Source organism: Melioribacteraceae bacterium, from assembly GCA_030584085.1.
GTDB lineage: Bacteria > Bacteroidota > Ignavibacteria > Ignavibacteriales > Melioribacteraceae > SURF-28.
On record CP129490.1, the window covers coordinates 302598 to 326842 of the forward strand.

Here is a 24245-nt window from a genome sequence, read left to right on the forward strand (position 1 = left end):
AATGGATTATAAACAAGGAAAGTATAAAGTACGCGATTTAAAATTAGCGGCTGAAGGAAGAAAAAGAATCGAATGGGCTGAGTCACGTATGCCCGTGATGATGGCTTTGAGAGAGAAATACAGCAAAACGAAACCATTGAAAGGTTATAAAATTGCCGGCTGTCTTCACGTAACCAAAGAAACAGCAGTGCTTGTTGAAACACTTCAAGCTGCAGGAGCAAAAGTTAGTTGGAGCGGATGTAATCCACTTTCAACACAAGATGATATTGCTGCCGCATTAGCTAAGGGTGGAACAGAAATTTATGCATGGCACGGACAAAATGTTAAGGATTTCTATTGGTCAATTGATAGAACTCTCGATATGAAACCAAACTTGACTCTTGATGACGGTGCCGATCTTATTTTTACTGTTCATAACAAATACAAAAAACTTGCAGAAAATATTATTGGTGGAACGGAAGAAACTACAACCGGTGTTCATAGATTGAGAGCAATGGCTGCCGATGGTAAATTGTTGTATCCGGTAATCGCCGTTAATGATGCAGAAACAAAATGGGATTTCGATAATGTTTACGGAACCGGTCAATCTTCTATAGACGGTATTTTAAGAGCAACTTCTGTTCTTTTAGCCGGTAAAAACTTTGTTGTTGCCGGATACGGACATTGCGGTCGCGGTGTTGCAATGCGTGCTGCCGGTATGGGCGCAAATGTAATTGTTACAGAAGTAAAACCAACTGCCGCATTAAAAGCTACTCTTGAAGGTCACACTGTTATGACAATGGATGAAGCAGCCAAAATTGGTGACATTTTTATTACCGCGACAGGTGTTAAAGATATCGTTATTAAAAAACACTTCGAGAAAATGAAAGACGGTGCGATTGTTTGTAATACCGGCCATTATGATTGTGAATTAAATCTAGACGATCTAGAAAAAATTAAAAAATCAAAGAGAGTTGTAAGAGCAAATAACGAAGAATATACTCTAAAAAATGGTAATAGAGTTTACGTTTTAGCTCAAGGTAGATTAGTAAACTTAGCCGCAGCCGAAGGACATCCATCGGAAGTTATGGATATGTCTTTTGCAAATCAGTTTATGTCTCAAATTAAATTAGCTGCATTAGATAAAGAAGGGGTTCTCCTAGATCCTGAAGTTATTGATATTCCGGTTGAACAAGATCAAGAAATTGCTGCTATTAAATTGAAAACAATGGGTTATAAAATTGATAAGCTTACAAAAGAGCAAATACTTTACATGGACGATTATAGCGCAGGAACGTAAGTCTATTTAAGAAATGAATTCAATTTAAAGCCCAATCATAGATAATTGGGCTTTGTTATTTTAAAACGGAAAGTCCTCTTCCAAATCCGGTTGCTCTAATTCTTCTTGAACCGGTAGTTTTGCTGTCAAGTGTGAAGGATTGCTTTTAACGTAGATGGCTTTGTAAGGTATTGTCGGACATGCATACTCACAAGCACCGCAGCCGACACAAATTTCTTCATCAATTTTAGGCGCGTTTTTATTTACTTCAGGATCAAGTACCATTCTTACAGCTTTGGTCGGACAATGTTCTGCACACGCACCACAATCTGTCTTCTGTGTGTAAACAATACAGTTATCCTTTTCAAATTTTGCTATGCCTAGTTGGATCAATTTTTTCGATTCTTGCTTTATGGGCAATATTGCACCACTCGGACAAACTTGACTGCATATAACACAATCGTAATTACAAAAACCTTTTATATAATCCATTCTTGGCTGCATAATCCCTAACAGACCATATTCTAAAAATGATGGTTGAAGAACATGAGTTGGGCAAGCTGCAACGCATAAATGGCAAGCCGTACAATTATCGGTAAAATTATTTATTGAAACAGAACCCGGAGGAGAAACTGCATATTCTCTAATAACCGGGATTTCATTTTCTTTATAGACTTCTATTTTCTTTTGTGCTTTCAATACTGCACTTGCACCAACAAAATAAACTGCCGATTTAATTACAAAATCTCTTTTAGAAATATTTACAATCGGTCCATCTTTTTTTTGAGGCAAATATCTAAATTGATATTCAATTGCTTCAGTTGAACAAGAAGTGAAACAATTAAAACATGCTATACATCTTTCAAAATCGATTGAAGAATTATCTGTATCAATGCAATTAGCTTTACATACTCTTTCGCATACACCACAACTAATACAATTTGATTCCGTTATACCAATTTTAAAGAGTGAAAATTTTGAAATGAATCCTAAGAAGGTTCCAACCGGACAAATTGTATTACAGTAAAGTCTGCCATGTTTATAACTCATCCACCCGACTATACCAAAAACACCAATACTGAATAAGAGTGAAAATATTTCTATTCCTCTAAACTCAACGGGATAAATCCAATATAGATTAAAACTCTCTAAAAAGAATGCAATTGTGTTATTAATTCCAACTACAATTGGTTGAAAAATATTTGAAAGAATTCTTCCGAAGTTGCTGTAAGGATCAAGTAAATTAAATGTGATGACCGAACCGCTCAAGAAAACGAGTATCGTTACAATCAGAATAGAATAACGAGTTTTAGTTAATGGTTTTTTGTAAACATATTTTCTCTTCTTAATCTTTTTCGAAATGAAAGAAATTATATCTTGCAAAACTCCAAGGGGACAAGCGGTAGAGCAATAAACTCTTCCAAATAATAGAGTAAAAACAATGACAACGAGAAATCCTGCAGCGGCTAATGTTCCTAGTGATAAATATTTTAATAGTGAGGGAATAAACTGAAGATATAATGGATAATCAGAAAATTTTTCGGGTAATGAAAAAGTAATATCCAGAAATAGAATTGTTATAGATAAAAGAAAAGCGAGAGCTACAATCACTCTCACTTTTTTAAGTAAAGAATAGTTCATATATATTAAAGAGAAATTCGATCGATTTTAAGTTTAGTTAAATCCATTGTTCCCACATTCATTTGATTGGCATAAACAATATGATCAATATCATTTGGATCAAAGCCGAATAACTTTGCCGCTGCTGCATCAACCGCTACCATATCTGTAGAAATTAATTGAGATTTCATCGTGACGACATCTGCTTCCGAAACCCCGCGTGGACCGTTGCGCTTCATAACATAATATGCATCAACAACATTTAAGTCAGGTTGTCTTAACGTAGCATAATCTGCAATGCATTGATGTAAATCATTTCTATGCCAGTAACCTCTATCCCATACAACACCCATTAAATTTTTCATAGCTACAGTGAGCTTAGCGCCACCGTGATTTTTTAATATTGGGACATTAATAAATACATCTGAATTTAAAACCAGCTCGTGAACTTTAGCTTCTTTGAGTCGCTTGCCATTAGGTATTGCTATCTCTTGATAATAACTTTCATTAGCACCGGAAACTAATTTACCTTTTGCCTCTTTAACCGCATTCTCTATACCGCTATTTTTGTAACACTTCGTCCAATTATCACAGGTATTATCAAACACATAAACATCTTTTGCACCGGCATCAAAACATTCTTTAACGATTTGCTTTACTAATTTGGGATTTGTATTACCGGCTCTTTCCGGTGAAACGTCCCATCCGATATTAGGTTTCACAACAACAGTTTGGTTCGGCTTAACAAATCTTTTCATTCCGCCCAACGAATTAATTGCTCTATTGAACATTACATCAGCTTCGCCGCCTTTTATAGCGACAAGATCATATATATTATCCGGCGCTGTTTTTGTATTGGCAAATAGATCAAAGTTATTTCCAAATTTTAGGTACGCTGCTGTCCCTAGACCTGCTACTGCAGACTTAATAAAAAATTCTCTTCGCTTCATAAAAGACTCCCTGTCCTTAAATAGATATTTGGGTCTTGTTTATTTTAATAAAAGATATGAATATATTGGATACACTTCAAGAAAATAAAATGGTAAATATTATGGAAGCGATTTTAAAAAAAGTTACAACTAAAGAATTTACAAGACCACTTGTTTTTGATATTCTGACATTAGGAGTCATTTACTTAGTTCCGGTTTTCTCTCATTTATTTGCTATTCCAATTTATTACGCTGAACCAATGAGATTGATGTTAGTTCTTTCAATAATGTTCACATCAAAAAAGAATGCATTTATAATTGCGGCAACAATGCCGATATTTTCAATGTTGGTCTCCGGTCATCCCATATTTTACAAAGCATTGATAATGTCAGGCGAGTTAGTTTTGAATGTTCTTGTATTTTATATAATTGTTGAAAAACTAAAAAATAAATTTTCTGCGATGGCAATTAGTATTGTAATTTCTAAAGCAGCTTATTATGGTTTAAAAATATTGTTACTCAATTTAGCTTTAATTAGCGGTGATTTGGTAGCAACTCCAATTATCTTTCAACTTGGTGTTGTATTTGTCTTTAGTGCATTGTTTATGTTGAAGAAGGATTAAATTTTTACTGAAGGATACACGATGGACCATGTTGTTTATCTTGACGCTAAAGCCAAGGAGCTTGAAAGTTTGCTGAGTGGTAAAAAGAAAATGATAATAAGAGGAGCCACAGGCAGAAAGCTGCCATATGGAAGAGTGAACATAAATGATAATCTTTATTTTATAAATAATAATGGTAAAGGTGAAGTTCTTGCGATTGCACAAGTTAAATCGGTCTTAAATTCGGAAAGGTTAACAGAACAAGAGTCAATTAATTTAGTAAATAAAAATCAAAAGAAACTTTTACTAACTGATAAGCAATTTACTAAATGGGCAGGTAGAAGATATATTGTTTTAGTAGAAGTGGAGAACGTGAAAGAAATTAAACCATTCCAAATTGATAAAGGTAATTACGGCAACATGGACGATTGGTTGTTGGTTGAAAAAATTGATAACGTTTTGAAACAATAATCTTCCGGAATTTTCAAATCAGTGGCTAATACGAATCATATAATTTGTAATTACCGCGATAACGATTTACATCGAAATTACTTCTTCCAATTCATTTCAAAAGTATTTCCTAGTATCAACTTTGTTGAGTGGTATGAAAAAGGATTTTGGACTGAAAATTATATCCCTTTCTCAATTATCGATTCTAATAAAATTATTGCAAGTGCTTCGGTCTCATTAATGGATATTCTGATCAATGGTAATCAGCACAAAGCTGCTCAAATCGGTGCCGTTGGAACACTACCCGAGTTTCGTAAACAAGGTTTATCCCGCCAATTAATGAATCATATAATTGAAGTGTATAAAGAGAAAGTTGATTTCTTCTTCTTATATGCAAATGATTCAGTCCTAAATTTCTATCCCAAGTTTGGATTTAAAAGTATAAAAGAAAATATCTTCATTGCTGAAATCGAAAAGAGGAATCACAAGTCGCATGCGAGAAAATTGGATATAACAAACTCAGATGATTATTCATTGTTGTTAAACTTAATTAATAACCGTTTACCGATTACAAAATTATTTGGAGCGGAGAAATATGATTTTGTAACAATGTGGCATATCTTAAATATTTACAGAGATAATTTATACTTTTTAGAAGAAGAGAATGCCGTAATAATTAAAGAAGAAAAGAATGATACGCTTCATATTTATGAAGTTATACACACAATTCAATTTGATTTACAATCAGCCTTACCAAAAATTGTTGAATCCGATTCTATAAAAACTGTGCAATATTATTTTCCACCGGATCAACTAAAGTATGAATATAGTAAAGTTATCGACGAGGATACAAAATTATTTATGCTTGGTAATGTTGATTTGAGAGAAAAGACCTTTAGATTTCCAACTACGGCGGTTACTTGATTTAATTAATTAGTCTGAGTGATCATGCTTATCAAAATCTTGATAAAGATCTTTTATTGATTCAAAATACTTTCCCCATGTTCTTAAAAGATCATACGAATAAATTCCATAATCATAACCATCTTTCCATTTTATACTAAGTCCGTAGTTTCCAACTGTTTCTATTTTATCAATCTCGTATTTACCGGGTTTATCTGGACCTTTTGGCGATGGTGCATATTCTCGCCAAAGAATGGTTTCACCTTTGTTCTCGGCATCTGGAGATTCATCACGTAAATAGTGAAGGGGATAATGATAAACTTCACTATCGTTCCATTCAATTAAAAGTGTGTCTTTATTTTCTAATTTTATTTTTATCGGTTGTGTCATTGATTAGTTTATAAAAAGCCCAACCCCGATTGATCGGGGTTGGGCTTTTAGTTTTAGTTATTTCCACCGAGTATAATCGGCAATCCGTCTTTTCCTGAACCGATAACAACCATCTTCGTATTTTGCGATTGAGCCAATTTTTCTGTGGCTTCAATTCCTTTCCATCTTAGTAATTGTTCATTGATACCTTCGGAAACAATATTTTGGAAATCGGAAATACCTTTGGCTTCAATTCTTTTTCTTTCGGCTTCTTGCTCTTCTCTTCTTAGAACAAATTGCATTCTTTCACTTTCTTGTTCGGCTTGAAGTTTTTCTTCAATTGATTGTGTTAATCCGGGTGGAAGTACAATTTGTCTTAATGCAGCCGCTTCAATTTGAATACCGCGAGGATTAACAAGCGCACTTAACTCATTCATAATTTCATTCGCAAGTTTTTCGCGGGAAGCAGTATAAAGTGCTTTTGCTTGATATTTAGCAGTCACACCTCTTACTACAGAACGAAATTGAGGCATCAATATTATATCACCGTAGTTTGGTCCGACGGTTTTGTAAATCTGGTTAGCTTGATCCGGATTCAATCTGTATAAAAGACTTATTTCCAGATTAACACTCAGACCTTCTTCGGATGGGACATTCATTTGCTCTTTAAATTCTTGAGTCTTGATGCTGAACTTAACAATATTAGCCATTGGATTAACTATGTTGACACCGGCTTTCAAAGTATTGTCACTTACATTCCCGAGAAAATCAATTACGCCAACAGTACCCGCCGGAACAACAGTAAAAAGTTGAAGAACAACAATGACAATTGCAACGCCCATACCGCCCGCTGCAATTAGTGATTCTTGTTTTCTTCCTCTTTTGCGTAAATTATTGAAAGCTACAAACGCGACTGCAATAGCAATCAAAGCAATAATAAATAACATATATTCTCCTCTATTTAATTAATATGATTTTTTTAACAATAAATTTTATTTCAGAACTTTTTTAACCAATTTTAATTTTTCTACCGGCTTAACAGAAAATTGAATTGCTTCATTGACATGTTTTTTTACTTCATCAAGTTTGTTTTCTTTATCAGTGAATAATTCAATTAATTTATCTCCCTTGTTTATCTTATCGCCGACTTTCGGGTAGAATATAATTCCGGCTTTATAATCAAGTTTGTCGGTTAATGTATATCTTCCGGCGCCAAGTTCTAAAGCAGCCATGCCAATTTCGTAAGTATCAACCGATTTTAAATATCCTTCATTTTCCGCATAAATTATTTCGTGGTGTTTTGATTTGGGATAACTTTCCGGTTTATGAAGAGTTGTTTCATCGCCACCTTGAGCTTTTACAATTTCGACAAACTTATCAAATGCTTTCCCGTTTTTTATCAACTCATTTGAAATTTCAATTCCTTCTTCAACCGAATTTGCTTTACCTCCAAGATAAATCATTGCTCCCGAAAGGGTAACAGATAAAGTTTTTAAGTCCTCAACTTCATCACCCTGCAGAACTTTAACGGATTCATAAACTTCAAGAAAATTACCAATATAATTTCCCAGCGGTTGGTTCATATCTGTAATATATGCCATCACTTTTTTGTCAAATGATTTTGCTGTATCCATCAATGATTCGGCAAGTTCAATCGAATCATCCAACGATTTCATAAAGGCACCGGTTCCGGTTTTTACATCGAGAACCAGTCCGTCAATTCCTTCAGCTAACTTTTTGCTCATAATTGAAGCAGTTATTAACGGAATTGACTCCACAGTAGCCGTTACATCTCTTAATGCATAAATTAATTTATCTGCAGGTGCAATATCTTTTGTTTGACCGATTAAAACAGCTCCGAATTCTTGAAGAATTTCTTCATACCGTTCTAATCCAATATCGGTTCTAAAACCGGGGATAGATTCAAGTTTATCAAGAGTTCCGCCTGTATGACCCAAACCTCTTCCGCTAATCATTGGGACTTTTACTCCGGCGGCTGCAACAATAGGCGCGAGTATTAAGGATGTCTTGTCTCCAACTCCACCGGTCGAATGTTTATCGATTTTTAATCCATTAACGTGTGATAAATCAATGACTTTTCCGCTGAAAAGCATTGCACTTGTTAAAGCTGAAGTTTCCCAATCATTTAATCCGCGTATAAAAGCCGCCATTAAAAATGCCGCAAATTGGTAGTCCGTTACTATACCGTCAACATAACCATTTATCAAATAACCAATTTCCTCAATTGATAAAGCCTTTCCATCCCGCTTTTTCTTTATCAAAGTCACTACATTCATATTTAATCCAAATTGTTAAACAAGACTTCAATATATTGAATTTGGAGTCCAATTTCGATATAATTAAAATTCTAAATCATTTGTTAATAGTTAAATACGAGGCGATTATGTTTGATGCTAATTATAAGTTTTCCGTAGTTGATCGTTTTTTGAAATATGTAAAAATTGATACACAGTCAAAGGAAGATTCATCAACCTTTCCTAGCGATCCAAAACAGTTAGAACTTTCTAAAATTCTAGTTGAAGAATTAAAAGAGCTTGGTCTTAATGATTCACACATGGACGAGAATGGTTATGTAATGGCAACTTTACCTTCAAACACAGAAAAAGAAGTTGATGTGATTGGGTTTATTGCTCATGTTGATACTTCACCGGCTGTTTCTGGCAAAGATGTTAATCCTCAAATTCATAAAAATTATCAAGGCGGAGATATTATTGTTAATAAAGAAAATAATGTTGTGATTGCCGAAGCAAATAACCCTGAACTAAAAGATCTGAAAGGTTGCGATATTATTACAACAGATGGAACAACATTACTCGGCGCGGATGATAAAGCCGGAATTGCTGAAATTATGGATGCGATTAGTTATCTAGTAAAACATCGTGAAGTAAAACACGGAACAATAAAAATTTGTTTTACACCTGATGAAGAAGTCGGACGAGGTGCGGAAAAATTTAATGTTCCAAAGTTTGGGGCAAAATATGCGTATACTATTGACGGTTCAACAAGAGGCGAAGTTGAAACTGAAACTTTTAGTGCTGATGCAGTAGTAATTAAGATCAAGGGCATTAATGTTCATCCGGGTTATGCAAAAGGTAAAATGGTTAACTCATTGAAAGTTGCTGCAAACTTTATGGAAAGTTTACCGAAAGATCATCTTTCGCCTGAAACAACAGAAGGAAGAGAAGGTTATGTTCATTGTGTTTCGATGGAAGGCAATGAAGAACTAACAACAATGAAATTTATCATCAGAGATTTTATCACCGCTAAGTTAAAAGATTATGAAGGAATTCTTGAAGATTTATTAAAGAAATCTGTTGCTAAATTTCCCGGTGCCGAATATGAATTCCAAATAATTGAACAATACAGAAATATGAAAGAAGTTTTAGACAAACATCCCGAAATTGAAGCAAACGCTTTGGAAGCACTCAAGAGATTGGATATTAAGCCGATTCAATCCGCAATACGCGGCGGAACTGATGGGTCACGATTAAGTTATATGGGACTTCCTACACCAAACCTTTTTGCAGGCGGACATAATTTTCACGCAATAACTGAATATGTCGCAATCCAAGATATGGAGATGGCAGTTAAAATGATCGTAAATATTGCTCAAGTTTGGGAAGAGAAAGCGTAAATATTTTCTAAGAAATTATTTTTGAAGGCTGACTTTTTTCAGCCTTTCTTTTCTATATAAATGCTTATGGCAGAAAAACTTCATAGAGCCACAACACATTCCATTCTTGTAAATTTATTCTTATTTATTCTAAAAGCTGCTGTTGGTATTATTTCAAATTCTATTGCAATAATATCAGAAGCCGTAAATTCACTTACGGATATAATTTCTTCAGCTGGAATAAAGTATGCTGTAAAAATTTCAACGCAGCAACCTGACGAAAAACATCAATTCGGACATAACGCAGCTCAACCGATTGCGGCATTCATTGTTGCTGTTCTGGCTTTTGTCTTAGGAATAAATATTGTCGAAGAATCAATTAAGAGAATTATTTCTCCTGAAGAACTCAAAATTCATTGGGCAATTTATCTTGTTTTAAGTTCTACAATTTTTATAAAAATATTATTAAGTCGTTATCAAAAATCAGTTGGTAAAAAATTTAATTCACCTGCTATGAATGCAGCCGCAATCGATAGTCTAAATGATGTTCTTTCATCAGCAATTGCGCTTGCGGGAATAATTTTTGTCGCACTCGGATTAAATTTTGTTGATGGTGTTGCCGGAATTCTTGTTGCATTTTTTATCTTCAAAACCGGTTATGAAGTCGCAAAAGAAAACATTGACTACCTAATGGGTAAATCAGCCGACAGCAAACTGATTGTTCAAATTGCAAATAAAGCTTTAAGTATTGATGGAGTTGAAGGATTTAATGACTTGCGTTCTCATTATGTTGGTGATAAATTCCATATTGAAATTCATATTGAAGTGAAAAAAGACATCAGCACAAAAATTTCACACGATATAGGTAAACAAGTTAAATATGCAATTGAAACAATGGACGAAGTGCAGCAAGTATTTGTGCATATCGATCCGATATAAAAAGGTGAATAAATGATAAATCTCAACAAGAGAACTTTACTTGAAGTACTTAATATCGCTTGCGATAAATACGCAAATGAAAACTTTGTATCTTGGGCAGGTAAACAACCATTAACATATTCACAGTTCAAGGAACAAGTTTTATCTGTAGCAAAGTTTTTACAAGATGAAGGTGTTAATAAAAATGATAAAGTCGCAATCTTAAGCGAAAACCAGCCGAATTGGAGTGTCGCTTATTTTGCTGCAGTTTCTTTGGGAGCTGTTGCGGTACCTATAATGACTGAATTTCATTCCTCGGAAGTTCATCACATTTTACGTCACTCCGAAAGCAAAGCTATTTTTATTTCACAAAAACTTTATAATAAGCTCGACGATTTTGATAGCGATGTTCTGAAAATAAAAATACTAGTTGATGATTTATCAATTATTCCTCCACAAACAAAAAGCGATTTGTTAAAAGATATTTTAAACAGCGGGAAAAAAGAATTTGATAAGATTAAAAATGCTGCCATGAAATTTGTCGGGTTGACTGATGGCGAAGTTCGTGAAGATGATATTGCCGCAATATTATATACATCTGGTACTACAGGTCATTCAAAAGGTGTGATGCTTACACATAAAAATATTGTATCGGATGCAATTTCTACTTTAGGTATTGTGACACTTTCAGAAACAGACAGAATGCTTTCAATTCTTCCATTATTCCACACAATTGAATCAACACTTGGTTTAGTAACTCCCATGTTATGCGGTTCTGCTGTATATTATTTAGATAAACCGCCTACGGCTGCAGCTTTGCTTCCTGCATTAGCTCAAGTTAAACCGACTGCGATGGTTGCCGTACCGTTAATTATTGAAAAGATTTTTAAGTTGAAAATTCTTCCGCAATTAACTTCAAAAGCAATTGTACGGAGTCTTTATAAACTGCCAACGGTTCGGAAAAAACTTCATAAAATTGCCGGTAAAAAGTTATTACATACATTCGGTGGAGAACTTAGAATGTTTTGTATTGGCGGGGCGCCAATTTCAGCCGAAGTTGAGAGATTCTTGAAAGAAGGTGGATTTCCATACGCAATTGGATATGGACTTACCGAGACCTCTCCGCTTTTAACCGGAACCGGACCCGAGGCAGTAAGATTAAGATCAGCCGGTAGACCAATACCGGAGGTGGAAATAGAAATTAGAGATAAAAATCCAAACAATGGAGAAGGTGAGATTTTTGCACGCGGACCAATGGTGATGAAAGGTTATTATAAAGATCCGGAAAAATCAAAAGAAGTATTATCTGATGATGGTTGGTTTAAGACCGGTGATCTTGGTGTTTTAGATAAAGATGGCTATCTGTTTATTAAAGGAAGATCGAAAAACGTAATTATCGGTTCGAACGGGAAAAATATTTATCCGGAAGAAATCGAATCGATAATTAATGAAAGTCCTTACGTACTCGAATCGTTGATACACGAAAGAGAAACCAAATTAATTGCAAGAGTATTCTTAAATAGTGATGCTATTGATCAAGAATTTCAAATAACAAAATTAAATGAAACTAAAGCACGAGAAATAATAGACAAAATTTTAGTAGATATTCTTAATGAAGTTAATAATCGCGTTTCGACATTCTCGAAATTACACCGGGTACTTGAACAAGTAGAACCATTTGAGAAAACACCAACACAAAAAATAAAACGGTATCTCTATTTGTAGTGAGAAAAGTATTATTTATACTAATCATCTTTATCGCTGCTACAACAATATCCCTTGCTCAATTTTATAGAGTTGGCAGTGGATTTGTCATTTCACTTCCCGCTGATAATGTGAAGTTTGGCGGCGGATTTGAAGTGTTTGTTGAATATAAAAACGAATCGATCTTTTCTTTTCGCACTAATGGCGGTTTTGTGATTACAAAATTTGAGGATGTAAATCCTTATGTAAGTGATATCGATTATTCTCTTTATTGGTTGGATGGTTCGGTTATCCTAACACCATTCAAAATAATATTTGAACCATATCTCGGAGCGGGAATTGGATATTATTTTTTCTCAACCGAAGAGTTTAATGAAGTATCGACGGCAACCGGAATTTATTTTCCCCAGAAGTTAAGCAATAAGTTTTCGTATCACGTTAAAGCCGGTTTTACAATACCACTGAATGAAAGTATTAAACTCCATTTACAGGGAAAGTATTTGCTGATGGATAGAACAATTATTGTGAATGCCGAAGAAATTGTTAATGATGAAATCAGAAAAAGTACAATTGAAGAAAAATTTGATCTTTCCAATTTATTCATAACTGCTGGTATTATTTTAAAAATATAGTCCTACAATTTATTCAAATTTTCTCTGGCCTTTTTTGGTAAACCATCTACTACTAAATCGTACGAATGATCGATTAACTCTTTGACAAAACTACTCTTTAAACTCCCGGTCAAATCTAAAGTATTCCAATGTTTTTTATTCATGTGGTAACCGGGCTGAACTTCGTCGTAAATATCTCTCAGTTCAATAGCTTTTATCGGATCACATTTCAGATTTATCGAGTGAGGATAATCCAGGCTGAGCAGTGCAAAAATTTTACCCATCACCTTAAAAACAAGTGTTGATTCATCAAATGGAAAGCCTTCGGTAACACCTTTCTTATTGAGGCAATATTTCCGAACTATTTCTATATCCATTCGTCAAATTCCAATAATTAGACTAAAGAATCACTATCTTTGCTACTTAAAAAATAAACTATTTTTCTGAAACTAAAATCTTATCTTAATGTATTATAGTAATCAAAAACACAAAAAACTGGTAGAGTTTATGAAGAAATTCTCGTTTGTCCTATTGCTGATTGTTGCACTTATAAGTTGTAAAGCACAATCACTTGAGAAATTGATAGCAAAAAATTCTGATATAGATTCCGCAAAAGTAATTCTCCCCGACGTTGAACATTCACAAGATAACAGATTGATAACACAGTTAATCTCTCGTTATCATTATAAAAAATTCGATTTAAATGATTCTTTATCGTCCATCATCTTTGATAATTATATAAAGATGCTCGATAACAATAAAGTCTATTTCCTTAAGTCGGATTTGGATGAATTCGAAACTTTCAGAAATAAATTTGATGATTTCCTTTTGACAGGAACTCTTGAAGCGGGATATTCAATTTTCAACAGGTATAAACAAAGGTTAGCCGAACGAATTGAATATGTTGATAAAGAACTTAAAACAGAATTTGATTATTCAATTGATGAATCATTTACTCCGAATAGAAAAGATGCAGAATGGGCAGCTTCATCCGAAGAACTGGATGAAATTTGGAGAAAAAGGTTAAAGAATGATGCCCTAAATAGAAAACTTGATGGTAGAGAGTGGGATGAAATTGCAAAAACTCTCGGCGATAGATATCACAGATATCACAAAATAATTTTACAATATGATGAAGAAGATGTTTTCCAACTTTATATGAATGCTTACACAGAAGCTGTTGATCCGCATACTTCATATTTCTCCCCGATAACTTCTGAAAATTTTGATATTGATATGTCACTTTCACTGGAAGGAATCGGTGCACAATTAATGAGTGAAGATGATTATACGAAAGTCAGCAGAATTATTCCCGGTGGTCCGGCAGATAAAAGTGGTTTGCTTCAAAAGGATGATAGAATTATTGGTGTAGCGCAAGGCGAAGACGGTGAAATGGTTGATGTCTTTGGCTGGCGCTTAGATGATGTTGTTCAATTAATACGCGGCGAGAAAGGTACACGTGTCAGATTAAATGTTATACCGGCGGATGCAGATGTGAATATGGCAAGTAAAGAAATTATCATTGAGAGAGATAAAGTAAAGTTGGAAGATCAAGCCGCTAAGAGTGAAATAATATTGATCGAAAATGAAGGGACCGAATATAAGCTTGGTGTAATTGATATACCTGCTTTTTATATAGATTTTGACGCACAACGCAAAGGTGATCCTGATTATAAAAGTACAACACGTGATGTAAGAAAATTGTTGGATGAACTTAAAAGGGAAAGTGTTGACGGTGTAATAATTGATCTTAGAGAGAACGGTGGTGGTTCTTTACAAGAAGCTATTGAGTTAACAGGACTATTTATTGAACAAGGACCCGTTGTTCAAGTTCGTAATGCAAACGGATCAATTGAAGTCGGTAGAGATCCTGATAAAGATATTGCCTACTCCGGGCCATTAGCAGTTATGGTTAATAAATATAGTGCTTCCGCTTCGGAAATATTTTCAGGGGCAGTTCAAGATTATGGACGTGGACTGGTTATTGGTGAAACAACTTACGGTAAGGGAACGGTTCAGAATCTAATTGATCTAGGAATGTTCAAGAAAAGCAAAGCAGAAAAAGAAGGCAAAGTCAAAATGACTATTGCCAAATATTATCGAGTTACAGGAAGCAGTACTCAACATATGGGTGTTATACCGGATATAGTTTTTCCCGGTGTTATTGATGCACATGAATTCGGTGAAAGTTCGAAACCAAGCGCATTACCTTGGGATCAGATTCCATCAACTAATTTTCAAAAATTTTCTGATCTAGGGAGATTCTTACCTGAACTAAGAAAGAAACATGATAGCAGAATCAGTAACAACTTAGAATTTCAGTACCGGCTTGAAGATATTGATGAATACAACGAAAGAAAAAATAAAACCGAATTTTCATTGAATGAAGAAGTCAGAAAACAAGAACGTGAATTAGCTGCCGAGAAAAGAAAGAAACGTGAAGAAGAAAGAGAAACCTCATCTAGTGTAACTGTTATTGAAAAGGGTGAAGTGACAAAGAAAAATTTACGAGTAGATGATCCCGAACTCGAAGAAGCCGGATATATCTTAACAGATTTGATAGCAATGAATATCGGATAAGAATTTTAAACACTGATGGCTTGTTATTATAACCATCAGTGTTTTCTTAATTTTTTAGCTTTAAGATAAACTCCTCGACAGTATCCACCGGTAATTCACATGCAAAATTTCTACAAACATATGCCATCTGTTTATCAAAATTAAAATCGTAATTTTTTGTAAACTGTGCTAATTCTTTGACCTTATCAATATTATCTTCCGTAACAATAATGGTTACTTTGTTTGGAATGAAGTTATCATTTAATCCATTTACAAAGGGTTTAAGATCATCTATTTTTTTAGCAGAAAGAATAATTTCATATGAAGATTCTTTCGCAAAGCTTAACCCGCATAAAAAGTAAGAAAACGCTTGCGGAGCTTTAGTTATATTTTCAGCATAAGATTTTCTTAATAAATCTGCTGTTTTCTCAAATTTATCTTCAGAAGTTATTCTACCAAGTTTTATTAGATTATTCATCATCACAGAATTACCGGAAGGAATTGCGCCATCATAAATTTCTTTTGAACGGACAAGTAAGTTTTCACCAAAATCCGGAGTAAAGAAAAAACCTCCGTTTAATGTATCCCAATAATGTTTCATCAATATTTCGTTAAGTTGAATTGCTTTTGCCAAACACTGCAAATCAAAAGTAGATTCATAAAGCTCAAGCAAACCCCAAATATTAAAAGCATAATCATCTAATGTTGCCGTTAGTTTAGCTTCTCCGTCTCTATATCTATGCATCAGTTTCCCTTCTTGATCAGTTAAATGGTTTTCAATAAAACCATTTGCCTTTAACGCAGCTTTTGTATAAGAAATATTACCAAACACTCTTCCCGCTTTCGCAAGAGCTGAAATCATTAATCCGTTCCAATCTGTTAAAATCTTATCGTCTTTCTGCGGATGTACTCTGTTTTCTCTATTCGCAAAAAGTGTGATGCGTGCTTTGTTAAGCTTGTTCACTAATTCGGTAGGATCTAATTTCGTTTCTTTAACAATATCTTCAATTGATTTTGCTAAGTGGGGAATGTTTGTCCCGTTTCTTGTCTTGCTTGACTCGTCTTCAAAGTTTCCGTCCTCAGTAAATTGAAAAACATTACAAAAAAGTTCACCATCCTCTTCACCGAGAATAGCTTTCACTTCTTCGATGGACCAAACATAAAATTTACCTTCTTCACCTTCGCTGTCGGCATCTTCGGCAGAATAAAAACCACCTTCGGGCGAGGTCATATCTCGTAATACATATTCAATAATTTGCTCGGAAGTTTTTTTGAAGCTTTCATTTTTTGTAATCTGATAAGCATCGGTGTAAACATGAATCATCATTGCTTGATCATACAACATCTTTTCAAAGTGAGGAAGAAGCCATTTTTGATCTGTGGAGTATCTATGAAAACCATAACCAATGTGATCAAATATTCCACCTTTACGCATTTCAACTAAAGTTTTTTTAACCATTTCCAATGCTCTATCTTCACTGTGGTACTTGTGGTAATGAAGAAGAAATAACAAATTATGCGGACTAGGAAATTTTGGAGATGATCCAAATCCACCGTGTTTTTCATCGAACCTATTATTGTAATAATCAAATGCTTGTTGAAATACTATAGAAGGTATATCAGTACCTTCGTCATTAATCGATGTTTGTTTTAAATAGCTTGTAATTTGCTCGGCACTTTTTTCAATTTCTTCTTTTTGATTTTTCCATGCACGATCAATGTTTTTAATCAATTCAACAAATCCGATTCTTCCGTAGCGTGTTTCTTTTGGAAAATAAGTTCCGGAAAAAAAAGGACGTTTATCCGGCATCATTATTATTGATAATGGCCAACCTCCATGCCCCGTCATCATTTGGCATACGGTCATGTAAATATTATCTATGTCTGGGCGTTCTTCTCTATCGACTTTTATTGAAACAAAAACTTCGTTCATTAATTTTGCTACGGCTTCATCTTCAAAGGATTCATGTTCCATTACATGACACCAATGACAAGTAGAATATCCGATTGATAAAAATATGGGTTTGTTTTCTTTTTCTGCTTTAACAAAAGCTTCTTCGCTCCACGGATACCAATCAACAGGATTATATGCATGTTGAAGTAGGTAAGGACTTTTTTCGTTTATTAGTCTATTTGCCATTTGCTCACTCATAAAAATTTCTTATAAAAAAATACCCCGTTACGGGGTATAAAAATTTTAAAAAATTATTCATCTTTCATTGCTCTTCCAACAAATCCGATTATAAGTGAGAAAAGAGTTGCTCCGATAATTGACCAAACTATTGGAAACGATTTCCCACCGATGTATATTGTCCAGAATTCCGGAAGTCTGAATTCACCGGCTATCCATAAACCAAGCCAAGCACCAATAAAGCCAACTACCATTGAAATTATGCAACCCCCGAGGTTATAACCCGCTAGACTTTGTCCAATTGCACCGCAGATACCTGCGATAACCAACAAAAGCAAGAAACCGAAAAATGTCATAACTCCTCCCACTGTTTAATCAACATTAAATATATTGAATCTGGTTGATAAGTAAAAACGAAATTGGTTAGAGCGTAAGTAGAATTATTGAAATTACCCCTGTAATCAAAGAAATAATACCAATCCGGTTAACACTTTCTTTCCAAATAAGGTATGCTAAGATTGAAGTGAGTAAAATGATACCTACATTAACAAGAGGGTAAACTAAAATCGCGGCTATGCTTTCCAAAGCACCGATTAAAAATATGCTGCTAAAAATATTTGGGACTCCAAGGATTGTACCGTTAATTATAGTCTTTCTATTGAAAGGAATTTTTTTGATAAGAATTATTGTAAAGCTGTAGAGAAACGCAAAAAAGAAAATTGAAAAAATAAAAAACTGTTTTTCTTCAATTGGTTGAGTGTATTGAAATACTTTCATTGAAAAATCACAAAATCCAATTCCAACCATTAATATAGTTAAGTAGAAATAATCTTTTGGCAAAAGAGTTTTTGTTTTGTCTCTTCGAAGAGATTGTGAAAACAAGAGTATTGTTAAACCAGTAAGTGCAAATCCTGCAATGTGATTTGTATTTGGAGATTCGTTATAAAATATTATTGAAAGAACAACCGGAATAAATAAAGAAATTCTTGAACTTAAAGTAGCTAATGCGGTTCCGGCAACTTCGATAGATTTGGCAAAAGAGAAAAAACTAGTGACAAAAACACTACCAATTACAGCCCCAAACAAAAATGTAAAAAGCGAATACTCCGCGTTGGATTCAATAATAAATAGAATGAAACCTAGAATGCTTGCAGTAAAATAATTGCTCGAGATTAGAAGTATTGGATTGCCTTTATTAACACTACTGAATTTTAATATTAGTGCAATACTTGTTGAACAGGCAATTGTAAGAATTAATGAAATCAAAAATTATCCGTTGTATAAAAAAATGATTTGTAAAAATAAATTTATTATTAATAAGATGATGGAGCATTTCTAATAGAATTTTCTGAACACAAACTCATTTCCCATAATAGATTTTATCTTGGCTGAAGATACTATTTTATAATCTTGATCAACTTCAGAAAATTCCGGTTTTTCTAAATTATAGTGTTCGGCAGCTTTTAAATAAAAATCTTTTTTTGTCGGATGAAAATCTGAAACAGCATTAAATACTTCACCCCACAACCTACTTTTTATAATTGTAAGAATTATATCGATGCAATCATCTAAATGAATCAAGTTGATTTTAGTATTACCGCCTGGTATATCTTTTCTTCCTGCAAAAAATCTTGCTGGATTTCTTCCCGGTCCAACTAATCCGCCAAATCTTAAAATTGTTGTTTGGAAATTTATATCTGCCCGTATTAAACCTTCAGCAATCACTAATGCTTTCCCGGAATCAGTTACAGGATCTAATTCTGAATCTTCAGTAACTAATTTATTATTTTCTGCGTAAACCGAAGTGGAACTAATGAACAACATATAGTCGATCTTTGATTTATTAATTTCTGCCATAACAGATTTAATCTGTTGCGGGAAGAATTCGAGTACATTGCTGTTTCTACTTGGTGGAATATTGATTATGAGAATATTTGAATCAAAAAAATTCTCTGTAGTGCTGCAATGTAAATGTGGATTTAATAAAATTTGATGTGCTTCAATTTTCTTTTCGTGAAGGATTTCTAACTTCTGCGGAGTTGTAGTCGATCCTTTAACATCATATCCTTCTTCGATAAGTTTTTCGGCTAGTGGAAGACCGAGCCACCCACAACCGATTATGCTTATGGAACTTTTTCCCATTTTTAGATTACCAAGTAGTAACTTTTATCAGTCCGGAAAAGAAATCACTATTCACCTGATCACCTTTTTGTTTATAGGCATTAGCAAGATTATTCAACATTCTTCTAATAATTGAGGGAGGATTTGTGTGAGCAGTTATAATCTTCATTACAGCTTCATAAGATTCTTTAACCATTTTCTGTAGTTCAGTCTCATAAATTAATCGTCCTTGATTAAAACAATCAACCAAGATTACCTCTTCATCCATTTTAATCTTAGCTAAAAAATGACCCGGGAAATTACATCCTTCAATAAATAGACCTGCTCTTGCGCCGATAAGCATATAAAGAACAGTTAAGGTGATTGGAAGTCCTTGCTTGTGCTTTATTGTGTAAATTAAATTACTATTACGGGGATTATAGTAATCTTGCTTAGCTCCGGTAATATTCTTTTCTCTAAACAAAAAATTAGCTAGATCAAATTCATCACCAAAAGGGAATTTATTCATAAATTCTTCCGAAAGGGAATCAAGAAGGATTGATAATTCGCTTTCGTCGGTTAGCCCGTCTTGGAAAGCGGAAAGTAGCTCCATTCCTTTTTCGAGAGATTCATACTCATCATCAATTCGCTGCCATAAATTCCAATTTTCATATAACCATTGTCTTCTATTTTCTTGAAGAACGGGTTCTAGAATTGATAACTTAGCTTCAGTTAACTCATCTGAAAATTCGTGTAGATCTTGTTCTAAGTTAGTACCGTAATTAATAAGTTCCTTTATTATTTGTTTACGTACCTCTTCAGTCTCGTCATCTACAAGATCAACTAAATATTGTAATGTGGTAATGTCGCTCATCTTAATCGAGAATTAATTTCAGTACATAGATAATAATATTCTCAATTAAAAGGTACACAAGAAGAGAAAAATCGTAAAGATGATTAATTATCTGCCGCTAAGAATTCTGGACGGAAACAGAAATAATGATTTGATGAATTTAAGCAATCCATCAACTGCAAATCCAAAGATTCTAAAGGGAATTGATAACAACCAAAAGATCGGATAAAGGAATAATGCAATCAACGCCAGAGGCCAGCAGATAATTAGTAATAGAATCCAAAGCAAAAAGGTTAACATGTTGAACTCCGTTTTTTTCTTATGACGTATTAAATCCTTATTCGGTTCAGAATTAATTTCAGCTTGTTAATAATTATTTAACAGCGAGGTAATAGTCTATTAATATTGCTTCTATATAATTGCTTAACAAAAATTCAATTTGAGGGAACAATGAACAGTCATGATATTTACAAAACGGAGAAACGAAAAGAACTCAAACTAGCTTCGATATTTTTTATTGCAACCGTAGTTTTATTTTATGTGATGGTTCAAATCTCTATAACTCTAAATCAATAACTCCCGCGAACAATAATAAGATTCTAGAAACATTCTGTGATAAGTGTCATTTTTTTAGAATTTTCCCCGAATTAACTTTAATCTATAAATAAGAGGTGGTGTCAGATTCGTAAGTATTTATACGGATTGACAATATTTGAGTGAAGTATTACTTTGATGTGCGAATTTAAAATTTAAACAAACGAGGTATAAGCATAATATTACACTTCATCTTTTTATTGGGCGTGGCTGGGAGGCTTAAATGTTATTTCAAAAAGAGTTTGATAACAAGGGGCAAATTAAAAGGGACCTTATTATCAGTCTGAGCTTATTCTTTTTTACACTTACCTTAATAGTAATTCTTCTCTAAAAATAATTTGGTGGACTCATAAGTTTGAGTCCACTTATTAATTCAAATAAAATACTCATCACGACTAAGTATTTGCTGTAAATCATACACGCAGTCTTTTTTATTGCATCTCATAAAATAAGTTGTTATTTATAACTCTAATTTGCTGGGGAAAGGAGAGAATGCAACAAAAAGTTTTTCCCCCAAACATAAAAATTTCACTAATATATTTTCTTGCCGGAAGTGCCTGGATACTTCTATCCGACTTTACCCTGAACTTGTTTTATCCTTCCGAAGATTTTGTTTTTGGAGTAAATTTATCAAAAGGATTAATCTTTGTTGTTCTTACTACGATTGTCCTTTACATAAGCACATCATACTACTTAAAAAAAATCAAATCAGAAGAACAAGTAAGAACACATACCGAAGAACAGTTAAACAAAGAAAAAGCTTTGCGTGACCAAGTTGCCGATCTAATGCCGATCGCAATAACAATCCTTAACTTGGATGGTTCAATTGAGTATGCGAATAACTATGCTAAACAGTTGCTAATGCTTTCCGAGAGTAATTTAAAAACGAGAAAATTTAACTCACCGGAATGGAAAATTAGTGATCTTGACGGAAATGAGTTCCCAAATGAGCGATTACCATTTTCTCAAGTGGTTAAAACAAATCAACCCGTATTTGATGTGCGACATGCGATAGAACTTACTAACGGGAGGAAAATATTTCTTTCAATTAATGCTTCCCCTCTATTTGATTTGAAAACTAAAATGCTGACTAATGTTGTGGCTGTAATGCAGGACATCACAGAAAAAATTAATTACGAAACTAGATTACTAGAATCTCGCGTAACTTTTAGGGGAATTATTGACAGTGTAAATGTGGCCATAATAGTTCAAAACACTAAAGGAAAAATACTGGACGTCAACAAACATACAGAGGAACTTTTTGGCTATTCGAAATTGGAAGTGATTGGTAAGTCTTATAAAATATTTACCGATTCCATACTGAATGATTTTATAATTCTCGAAAGTAAAATTAAAAAAGTGCTTAACGGTGAATCTCAACAAATCATAATTTGGGGAAAGACAAAAGATGGGATTCAGTTTCCGTTAGAAGTGAATATCACTTCCGGGAAATATTTTGGAGAGAAAGTTTTAATTAGTGTTCAGCGAGATATTTCAGATAGATTTAAAATGGAAGAAGCACTTAAGTCAAGCGAAAGAAAATATCGATTATTATTTGAAGACAACCCGGAGCCAATTTGGGTTTATGAACAAGAGACACTGAAATTTATAGATATAAACCAAGCGGCAACTAACAAATACGGCTATACAAAGCAAGAATTTCTTTCCATGAGCATTAAAGATATAAGACCTGAAGAAGACCAACACATTCTTGAGGAATACTTTCTGGATATTAAAGAAAACAAGGGAATACATGATCCGAATATAATTTGGCGTCACCAATTAAAATCCGGAAAAATCATTTATGTAAGAATACACTCACACAATATTATTTTAGATAATAAAAAATGTAGAATAGTTTTAGCAAATGATATTACAGATCTTGTTGAAAAAGAAAATGCTTTAGTTGAAAGTCGTGAAAGATATAAACGGATTTTTGAAAATATTGTGGATATATATTATGAAGCCGAATTAGACGGAACAATAATAGAAATGAGCCCATCAATTCAAATATTATCCAAAGGTCAATTCAGCAGAGAAGAAATTATCGGCAAGCCGATTACAATGTTTTATGCAAACATTGATGATAGAAATCGTTTTTTGGAAAAAATAATGGAGCAAGGCAAAGTTGAGGATTTTGAAGTAAGATTACGTAATAAAGATGGAAGTATTATTTACTGCGCAGTTACTGCAAGATTAGTGGATCAAAATACACCAAAAGAAAGAATAGCCGGCAGTATCAGAGATATTACAACACGAAAACTTTTTGAAGATAACTTAATTAAAGCAATTGAAAGTGCGGAAAGTGCAAATAGGTTGAAGTCGGAATTCTTAGCTCAAATGTCACACGAAATTAGAACACCATTGAATATAATCCTAAATTCCACTCAATTTATTAAAGATGAATTAGAGCAAGAACAGCTTGCTGAGTTAAGTGAAATATTTACAATTCTGAACTCATCCGGTAAAAGGATTACAAGAACTGTGGATTCAATCCTTAACATGTCGGAACTTCAAACCGGATCATACGAACCCGAGTTTACTAAAGTTGATTTAATCAAGGATGTGCTGAAGGAATTAGTCGGTGAATATAACTTTATTGCCAAATCAAAAAACCTAACTTTGGAATTATCATCTCAGATATCTCAAGCATTTGTTTACGGCGATAGGTATAGTTTAGTACAAATTTTTGCTAATCTGATTGATAATGCGATAAAATACACAAAGGAAGGAAAAATTTCTGTTTATATGCGGAAAGAAAGAAATAAAATTATAGTGGAAGTAACAGATACAGGTATAGGAATCAGCAAAGAATTTATCCCTTATTTATTTGAAGCGTTTAGACAAGAACATCAAGGATACACCAGAAAGTTTGAGGGAAATGGTTTGGGATTAACTTTGGTTCACAAATTTTGTGATATAAACAAAGCTAAGATTGATGTTCAATCAGAAATAAATGTTGGGAGTACTTTTAAAGTTGAGTTGGAAGCATTAAAAGAGATTCAATAAA

General features: G+C 33.7%; 22 protein-coding genes. 11 read left to right on the forward strand and 11 right to left on the reverse strand.

Going from position 1 to position 24245, the window contains the following annotated elements; all coding sequences use genetic code 11:
• Position 1 precedes the first annotated feature (1 nt).
• Positions 2-1279: an adenosylhomocysteinase gene (locus QY331_01360; protein ID WKZ69899.1), complete on the forward strand. Its 1278-nt coding sequence runs from the start codon at positions 2-4 to the stop codon at positions 1277-1279.
• A gap of 60 nt (positions 1280-1339) precedes the next feature.
• Here QY331_01360 and QY331_01365 read toward each other — a convergent pair whose 3' ends face one another.
• Both QY331_01365 and QY331_01370 read right to left on the reverse strand, forming a co-directional pair.
• Entirely contained in the window at positions 1340-2869 is a 1530-nt protein-coding gene (locus QY331_01365) for a 4Fe-4S binding protein (protein ID WKZ69900.1), read from the reverse strand.
• A 35-nt stretch (positions 2870-2904) separates the two neighbouring features.
• Positions 2905-3828 carry a DUF362 domain-containing protein gene (locus QY331_01370; GenBank protein WKZ69901.1) on the reverse strand — a complete coding sequence of 308 codons (924 nt, stop codon included), beginning with the start codon at positions 3826-3828 and terminating at the stop codon, positions 2905-2907.
• Positions 3829-3929: 101 nt separating this feature from the next.
• Between QY331_01370 and QY331_01375 the strand changes: the two genes are divergently transcribed.
• From QY331_01375 to QY331_01385, 3 genes are read left to right on the forward strand one after another with little or no spacing between them, the layout of a single operon-like run.
• The gene (locus QY331_01375) at positions 3930-4430 is read left to right on the forward strand and encodes a hypothetical protein (protein WKZ69902.1); all 501 of its coding nucleotides are present in this window, start codon (positions 3930-3932) and stop codon (positions 4428-4430) included.
• 21 nt (positions 4431-4451) lie between these two features.
• A complete protein-coding gene (locus QY331_01380; protein WKZ69903.1) occupies positions 4452-4880 on the forward strand; it encodes a hypothetical protein in 429 nt (142 codons plus the stop codon).
• A gap of 21 nt (positions 4881-4901) precedes the next feature.
• Positions 4902-5783: a GNAT family N-acetyltransferase gene (locus tag QY331_01385; GenBank protein ID WKZ69904.1), complete on the forward strand. Its 882-nt coding sequence runs from the start codon at positions 4902-4904 to the stop codon at positions 5781-5783.
• A gap of 9 nt (positions 5784-5792) precedes the next feature.
• Here QY331_01385 and QY331_01390 read toward each other — a convergent pair whose 3' ends face one another.
• Genes QY331_01390 through QY331_01400 form a run of 3 tightly spaced genes read right to left on the reverse strand, consistent with a single transcriptional unit; the run spans position 5793 to position 8428 of the window.
• On the reverse strand, positions 5793-6152 hold the full coding sequence (locus tag QY331_01390; GenBank protein ID WKZ69905.1) for a DUF971 domain-containing protein: 360 nt from the start codon (positions 6150-6152) through the stop codon (positions 5793-5795).
• A 53-nt stretch (positions 6153-6205) separates the two neighbouring features.
• Positions 6206-7078, reverse strand: coding sequence for a prohibitin family protein (locus QY331_01395; protein ID WKZ69906.1), 873 nt, complete (start codon positions 7076-7078; stop codon positions 6206-6208).
• Between the two features lie 45 nt (positions 7079-7123).
• Positions 7124-8428 (reverse strand): thymidine phosphorylase, encoded by a 1305-nt coding sequence (locus tag QY331_01400; protein WKZ69907.1) that lies wholly within the window; start codon positions 8426-8428, stop codon positions 7124-7126.
• 107 nt (positions 8429-8535) lie between these two features.
• Between QY331_01400 and pepT the strand changes: the two genes are divergently transcribed.
• The 4 genes from pepT (at position 8536) to QY331_01420 (ending at position 13019) form a co-directional block, all read left to right on the forward strand.
• A complete protein-coding gene (gene pepT / locus QY331_01405) occupies positions 8536-9786 on the forward strand; it encodes a peptidase T (GenBank protein ID WKZ69908.1) in 1251 nt (416 codons plus the stop codon).
• 66 nt (positions 9787-9852) lie between these two features.
• Positions 9853-10704 carry a cation diffusion facilitator family transporter gene (locus tag QY331_01410; GenBank protein WKZ69909.1) on the forward strand — a complete coding sequence of 284 codons (852 nt, stop codon included), beginning with the start codon at positions 9853-9855 and terminating at the stop codon, positions 10702-10704.
• Positions 10705-10716: 12 nt separating this feature from the next.
• Positions 10717-12408: an AMP-binding protein gene (locus QY331_01415; protein WKZ69910.1), complete on the forward strand. Its 1692-nt coding sequence runs from the start codon at positions 10717-10719 to the stop codon at positions 12406-12408.
• Positions 12408-13019: an OmpW family outer membrane protein gene (locus tag QY331_01420; protein WKZ69911.1), complete on the forward strand. Its 612-nt coding sequence runs from the start codon at positions 12408-12410 to the stop codon at positions 13017-13019. Before QY331_01415 ends, QY331_01420 begins: the two co-directional genes overlap by 1 nt.
• A 2-nt stretch (positions 13020-13021) precedes the next feature.
• On the opposite strand, the gene QY331_01425 is transcribed toward QY331_01420, so the two are convergent.
• Positions 13022-13375, reverse strand: coding sequence for an MmcQ/YjbR family DNA-binding protein (locus QY331_01425; protein ID WKZ69912.1), 354 nt, complete (start codon positions 13373-13375; stop codon positions 13022-13024).
• 130 nt (positions 13376-13505) lie between these two features.
• Between QY331_01425 and QY331_01430 the strand changes: the two genes are divergently transcribed.
• Positions 13506-15578 (forward strand): carboxy terminal-processing peptidase, encoded by a 2073-nt coding sequence (locus QY331_01430; GenBank protein ID WKZ69913.1) that lies wholly within the window; start codon positions 13506-13508, stop codon positions 15576-15578.
• Between the two features lie 46 nt (positions 15579-15624).
• Here the strand turns inward: QY331_01430 and QY331_01435 are convergent, their stop codons facing one another.
• From QY331_01435 to QY331_01455, 5 genes are all read right to left on the reverse strand, one after another.
• Entirely contained in the window at positions 15625-17697 is a 2073-nt protein-coding gene (locus QY331_01435) for a thioredoxin domain-containing protein (GenBank protein ID WKZ69914.1), read from the reverse strand.
• A 65-nt stretch (positions 17698-17762) separates the two neighbouring features.
• Positions 17763-18044, reverse strand: a complete 282-nt coding sequence (locus tag QY331_01440; protein ID WKZ69915.1) for a hypothetical protein — start codon at positions 18042-18044, stop codon at positions 17763-17765.
• Between the two features lie 67 nt (positions 18045-18111).
• Positions 18112-18954 carry a hypothetical protein gene (locus tag QY331_01445; GenBank protein ID WKZ69916.1) on the reverse strand — a complete coding sequence of 281 codons (843 nt, stop codon included), beginning with the start codon at positions 18952-18954 and terminating at the stop codon, positions 18112-18114.
• A gap of 69 nt (positions 18955-19023) precedes the next feature.
• Positions 19024-19830 (reverse strand): SDR family oxidoreductase, encoded by an 807-nt coding sequence (locus QY331_01450; GenBank protein ID WKZ69917.1) that lies wholly within the window; start codon positions 19828-19830, stop codon positions 19024-19026.
• A gap of 7 nt (positions 19831-19837) precedes the next feature.
• On the reverse strand, positions 19838-20662 hold the full coding sequence (locus QY331_01455; GenBank protein WKZ69918.1) for a transglutaminase-like domain-containing protein: 825 nt from the start codon (positions 20660-20662) through the stop codon (positions 19838-19840).
• A gap of 79 nt (positions 20663-20741) precedes the next feature.
• Here QY331_01455 and QY331_01460 point away from each other — a divergent pair, with 79 nt between their 5' ends.
• Together QY331_01460 and QY331_01465 are read left to right on the forward strand one after the other, a co-directional pair.
• The gene (locus QY331_01460) at positions 20742-20870 is read left to right on the forward strand and encodes a hypothetical protein (protein ID WKZ69919.1); all 129 of its coding nucleotides are present in this window, start codon (positions 20742-20744) and stop codon (positions 20868-20870) included.
• Positions 20871-21727: 857 nt separating this feature from the next.
• Complete coding sequence (locus QY331_01465; GenBank protein WKZ69920.1) at positions 21728-24244, forward strand: PAS domain S-box protein; 2517 nt, start codon at positions 21728-21730, stop codon at positions 24242-24244.
• Position 24245: the final 1 nt, after the last annotated feature.

What these genes read in the sequence shown, in the direction of transcription:
- QY331_01390 (WKZ69905.1), bottom strand. Translation starts at nt 6,152, where the DNA reads ATGACACAACCGATAAAAATAAAATTAGAAAATAAAGACACACTTTTA.
- QY331_01455 (WKZ69918.1), bottom strand. Translation starts at nt 20,662, where the DNA reads ATGAGCGACATTACCACATTACAATATTTAGTTGATCTTGTAGATGAC.
- QY331_01460 (WKZ69919.1), top strand. Translation starts at nt 20,742, where the DNA reads ATGATTAATTATCTGCCGCTAAGAATTCTGGACGGAAACAGAAATAAT.
- QY331_01360 (WKZ69899.1), top strand. Translation starts at nt 2, where the DNA reads ATGGATTATAAACAAGGAAAGTATAAAGTACGCGATTTAAAATTAGCG.
- QY331_01435 (WKZ69914.1), bottom strand. Translation starts at nt 17,697, where the DNA reads ATGGCAAATAGACTAATAAACGAAAAAAGTCCTTACCTACTTCAACAT.
- QY331_01400 (WKZ69907.1), bottom strand. Translation starts at nt 8,428, where the DNA reads ATGAATGTAGTGACTTTGATAAAGAAAAAGCGGGATGGAAAGGCTTTA.
- QY331_01465 (WKZ69920.1), top strand. Translation starts at nt 21,728, where the DNA reads ATGCAACAAAAAGTTTTTCCCCCAAACATAAAAATTTCACTAATATAT.
- QY331_01425 (WKZ69912.1), bottom strand. Translation starts at nt 13,375, where the DNA reads ATGGATATAGAAATAGTTCGGAAATATTGCCTCAATAAGAAAGGTGTT.
- pepT (WKZ69908.1), top strand. Translation starts at nt 8,536, where the DNA reads ATGTTTGATGCTAATTATAAGTTTTCCGTAGTTGATCGTTTTTTGAAA.
- QY331_01380 (WKZ69903.1), top strand. Translation starts at nt 4,452, where the DNA reads ATGGACCATGTTGTTTATCTTGACGCTAAAGCCAAGGAGCTTGAAAGT.
- QY331_01370 (WKZ69901.1), bottom strand. Translation starts at nt 3,828, where the DNA reads ATGAAGCGAAGAGAATTTTTTATTAAGTCTGCAGTAGCAGGTCTAGGG.
- QY331_01415 (WKZ69910.1), top strand. Translation starts at nt 10,717, where the DNA reads ATGATAAATCTCAACAAGAGAACTTTACTTGAAGTACTTAATATCGCT.
- QY331_01430 (WKZ69913.1), top strand. Translation starts at nt 13,506, where the DNA reads ATGAAGAAATTCTCGTTTGTCCTATTGCTGATTGTTGCACTTATAAGT.
- QY331_01395 (WKZ69906.1), bottom strand. Translation starts at nt 7,078, where the DNA reads ATGTTATTTATTATTGCTTTGATTGCTATTGCAGTCGCGTTTGTAGCT.
- QY331_01375 (WKZ69902.1), top strand. Translation starts at nt 3,930, where the DNA reads ATGGAAGCGATTTTAAAAAAAGTTACAACTAAAGAATTTACAAGACCA.
- QY331_01440 (WKZ69915.1), bottom strand. Translation starts at nt 18,044, where the DNA reads ATGACATTTTTCGGTTTCTTGCTTTTGTTGGTTATCGCAGGTATCTGC.
- QY331_01450 (WKZ69917.1), bottom strand. Translation starts at nt 19,830, where the DNA reads ATGGGAAAAAGTTCCATAAGCATAATCGGTTGTGGGTGGCTCGGTCTT.
- QY331_01410 (WKZ69909.1), top strand. Translation starts at nt 9,853, where the DNA reads ATGGCAGAAAAACTTCATAGAGCCACAACACATTCCATTCTTGTAAAT.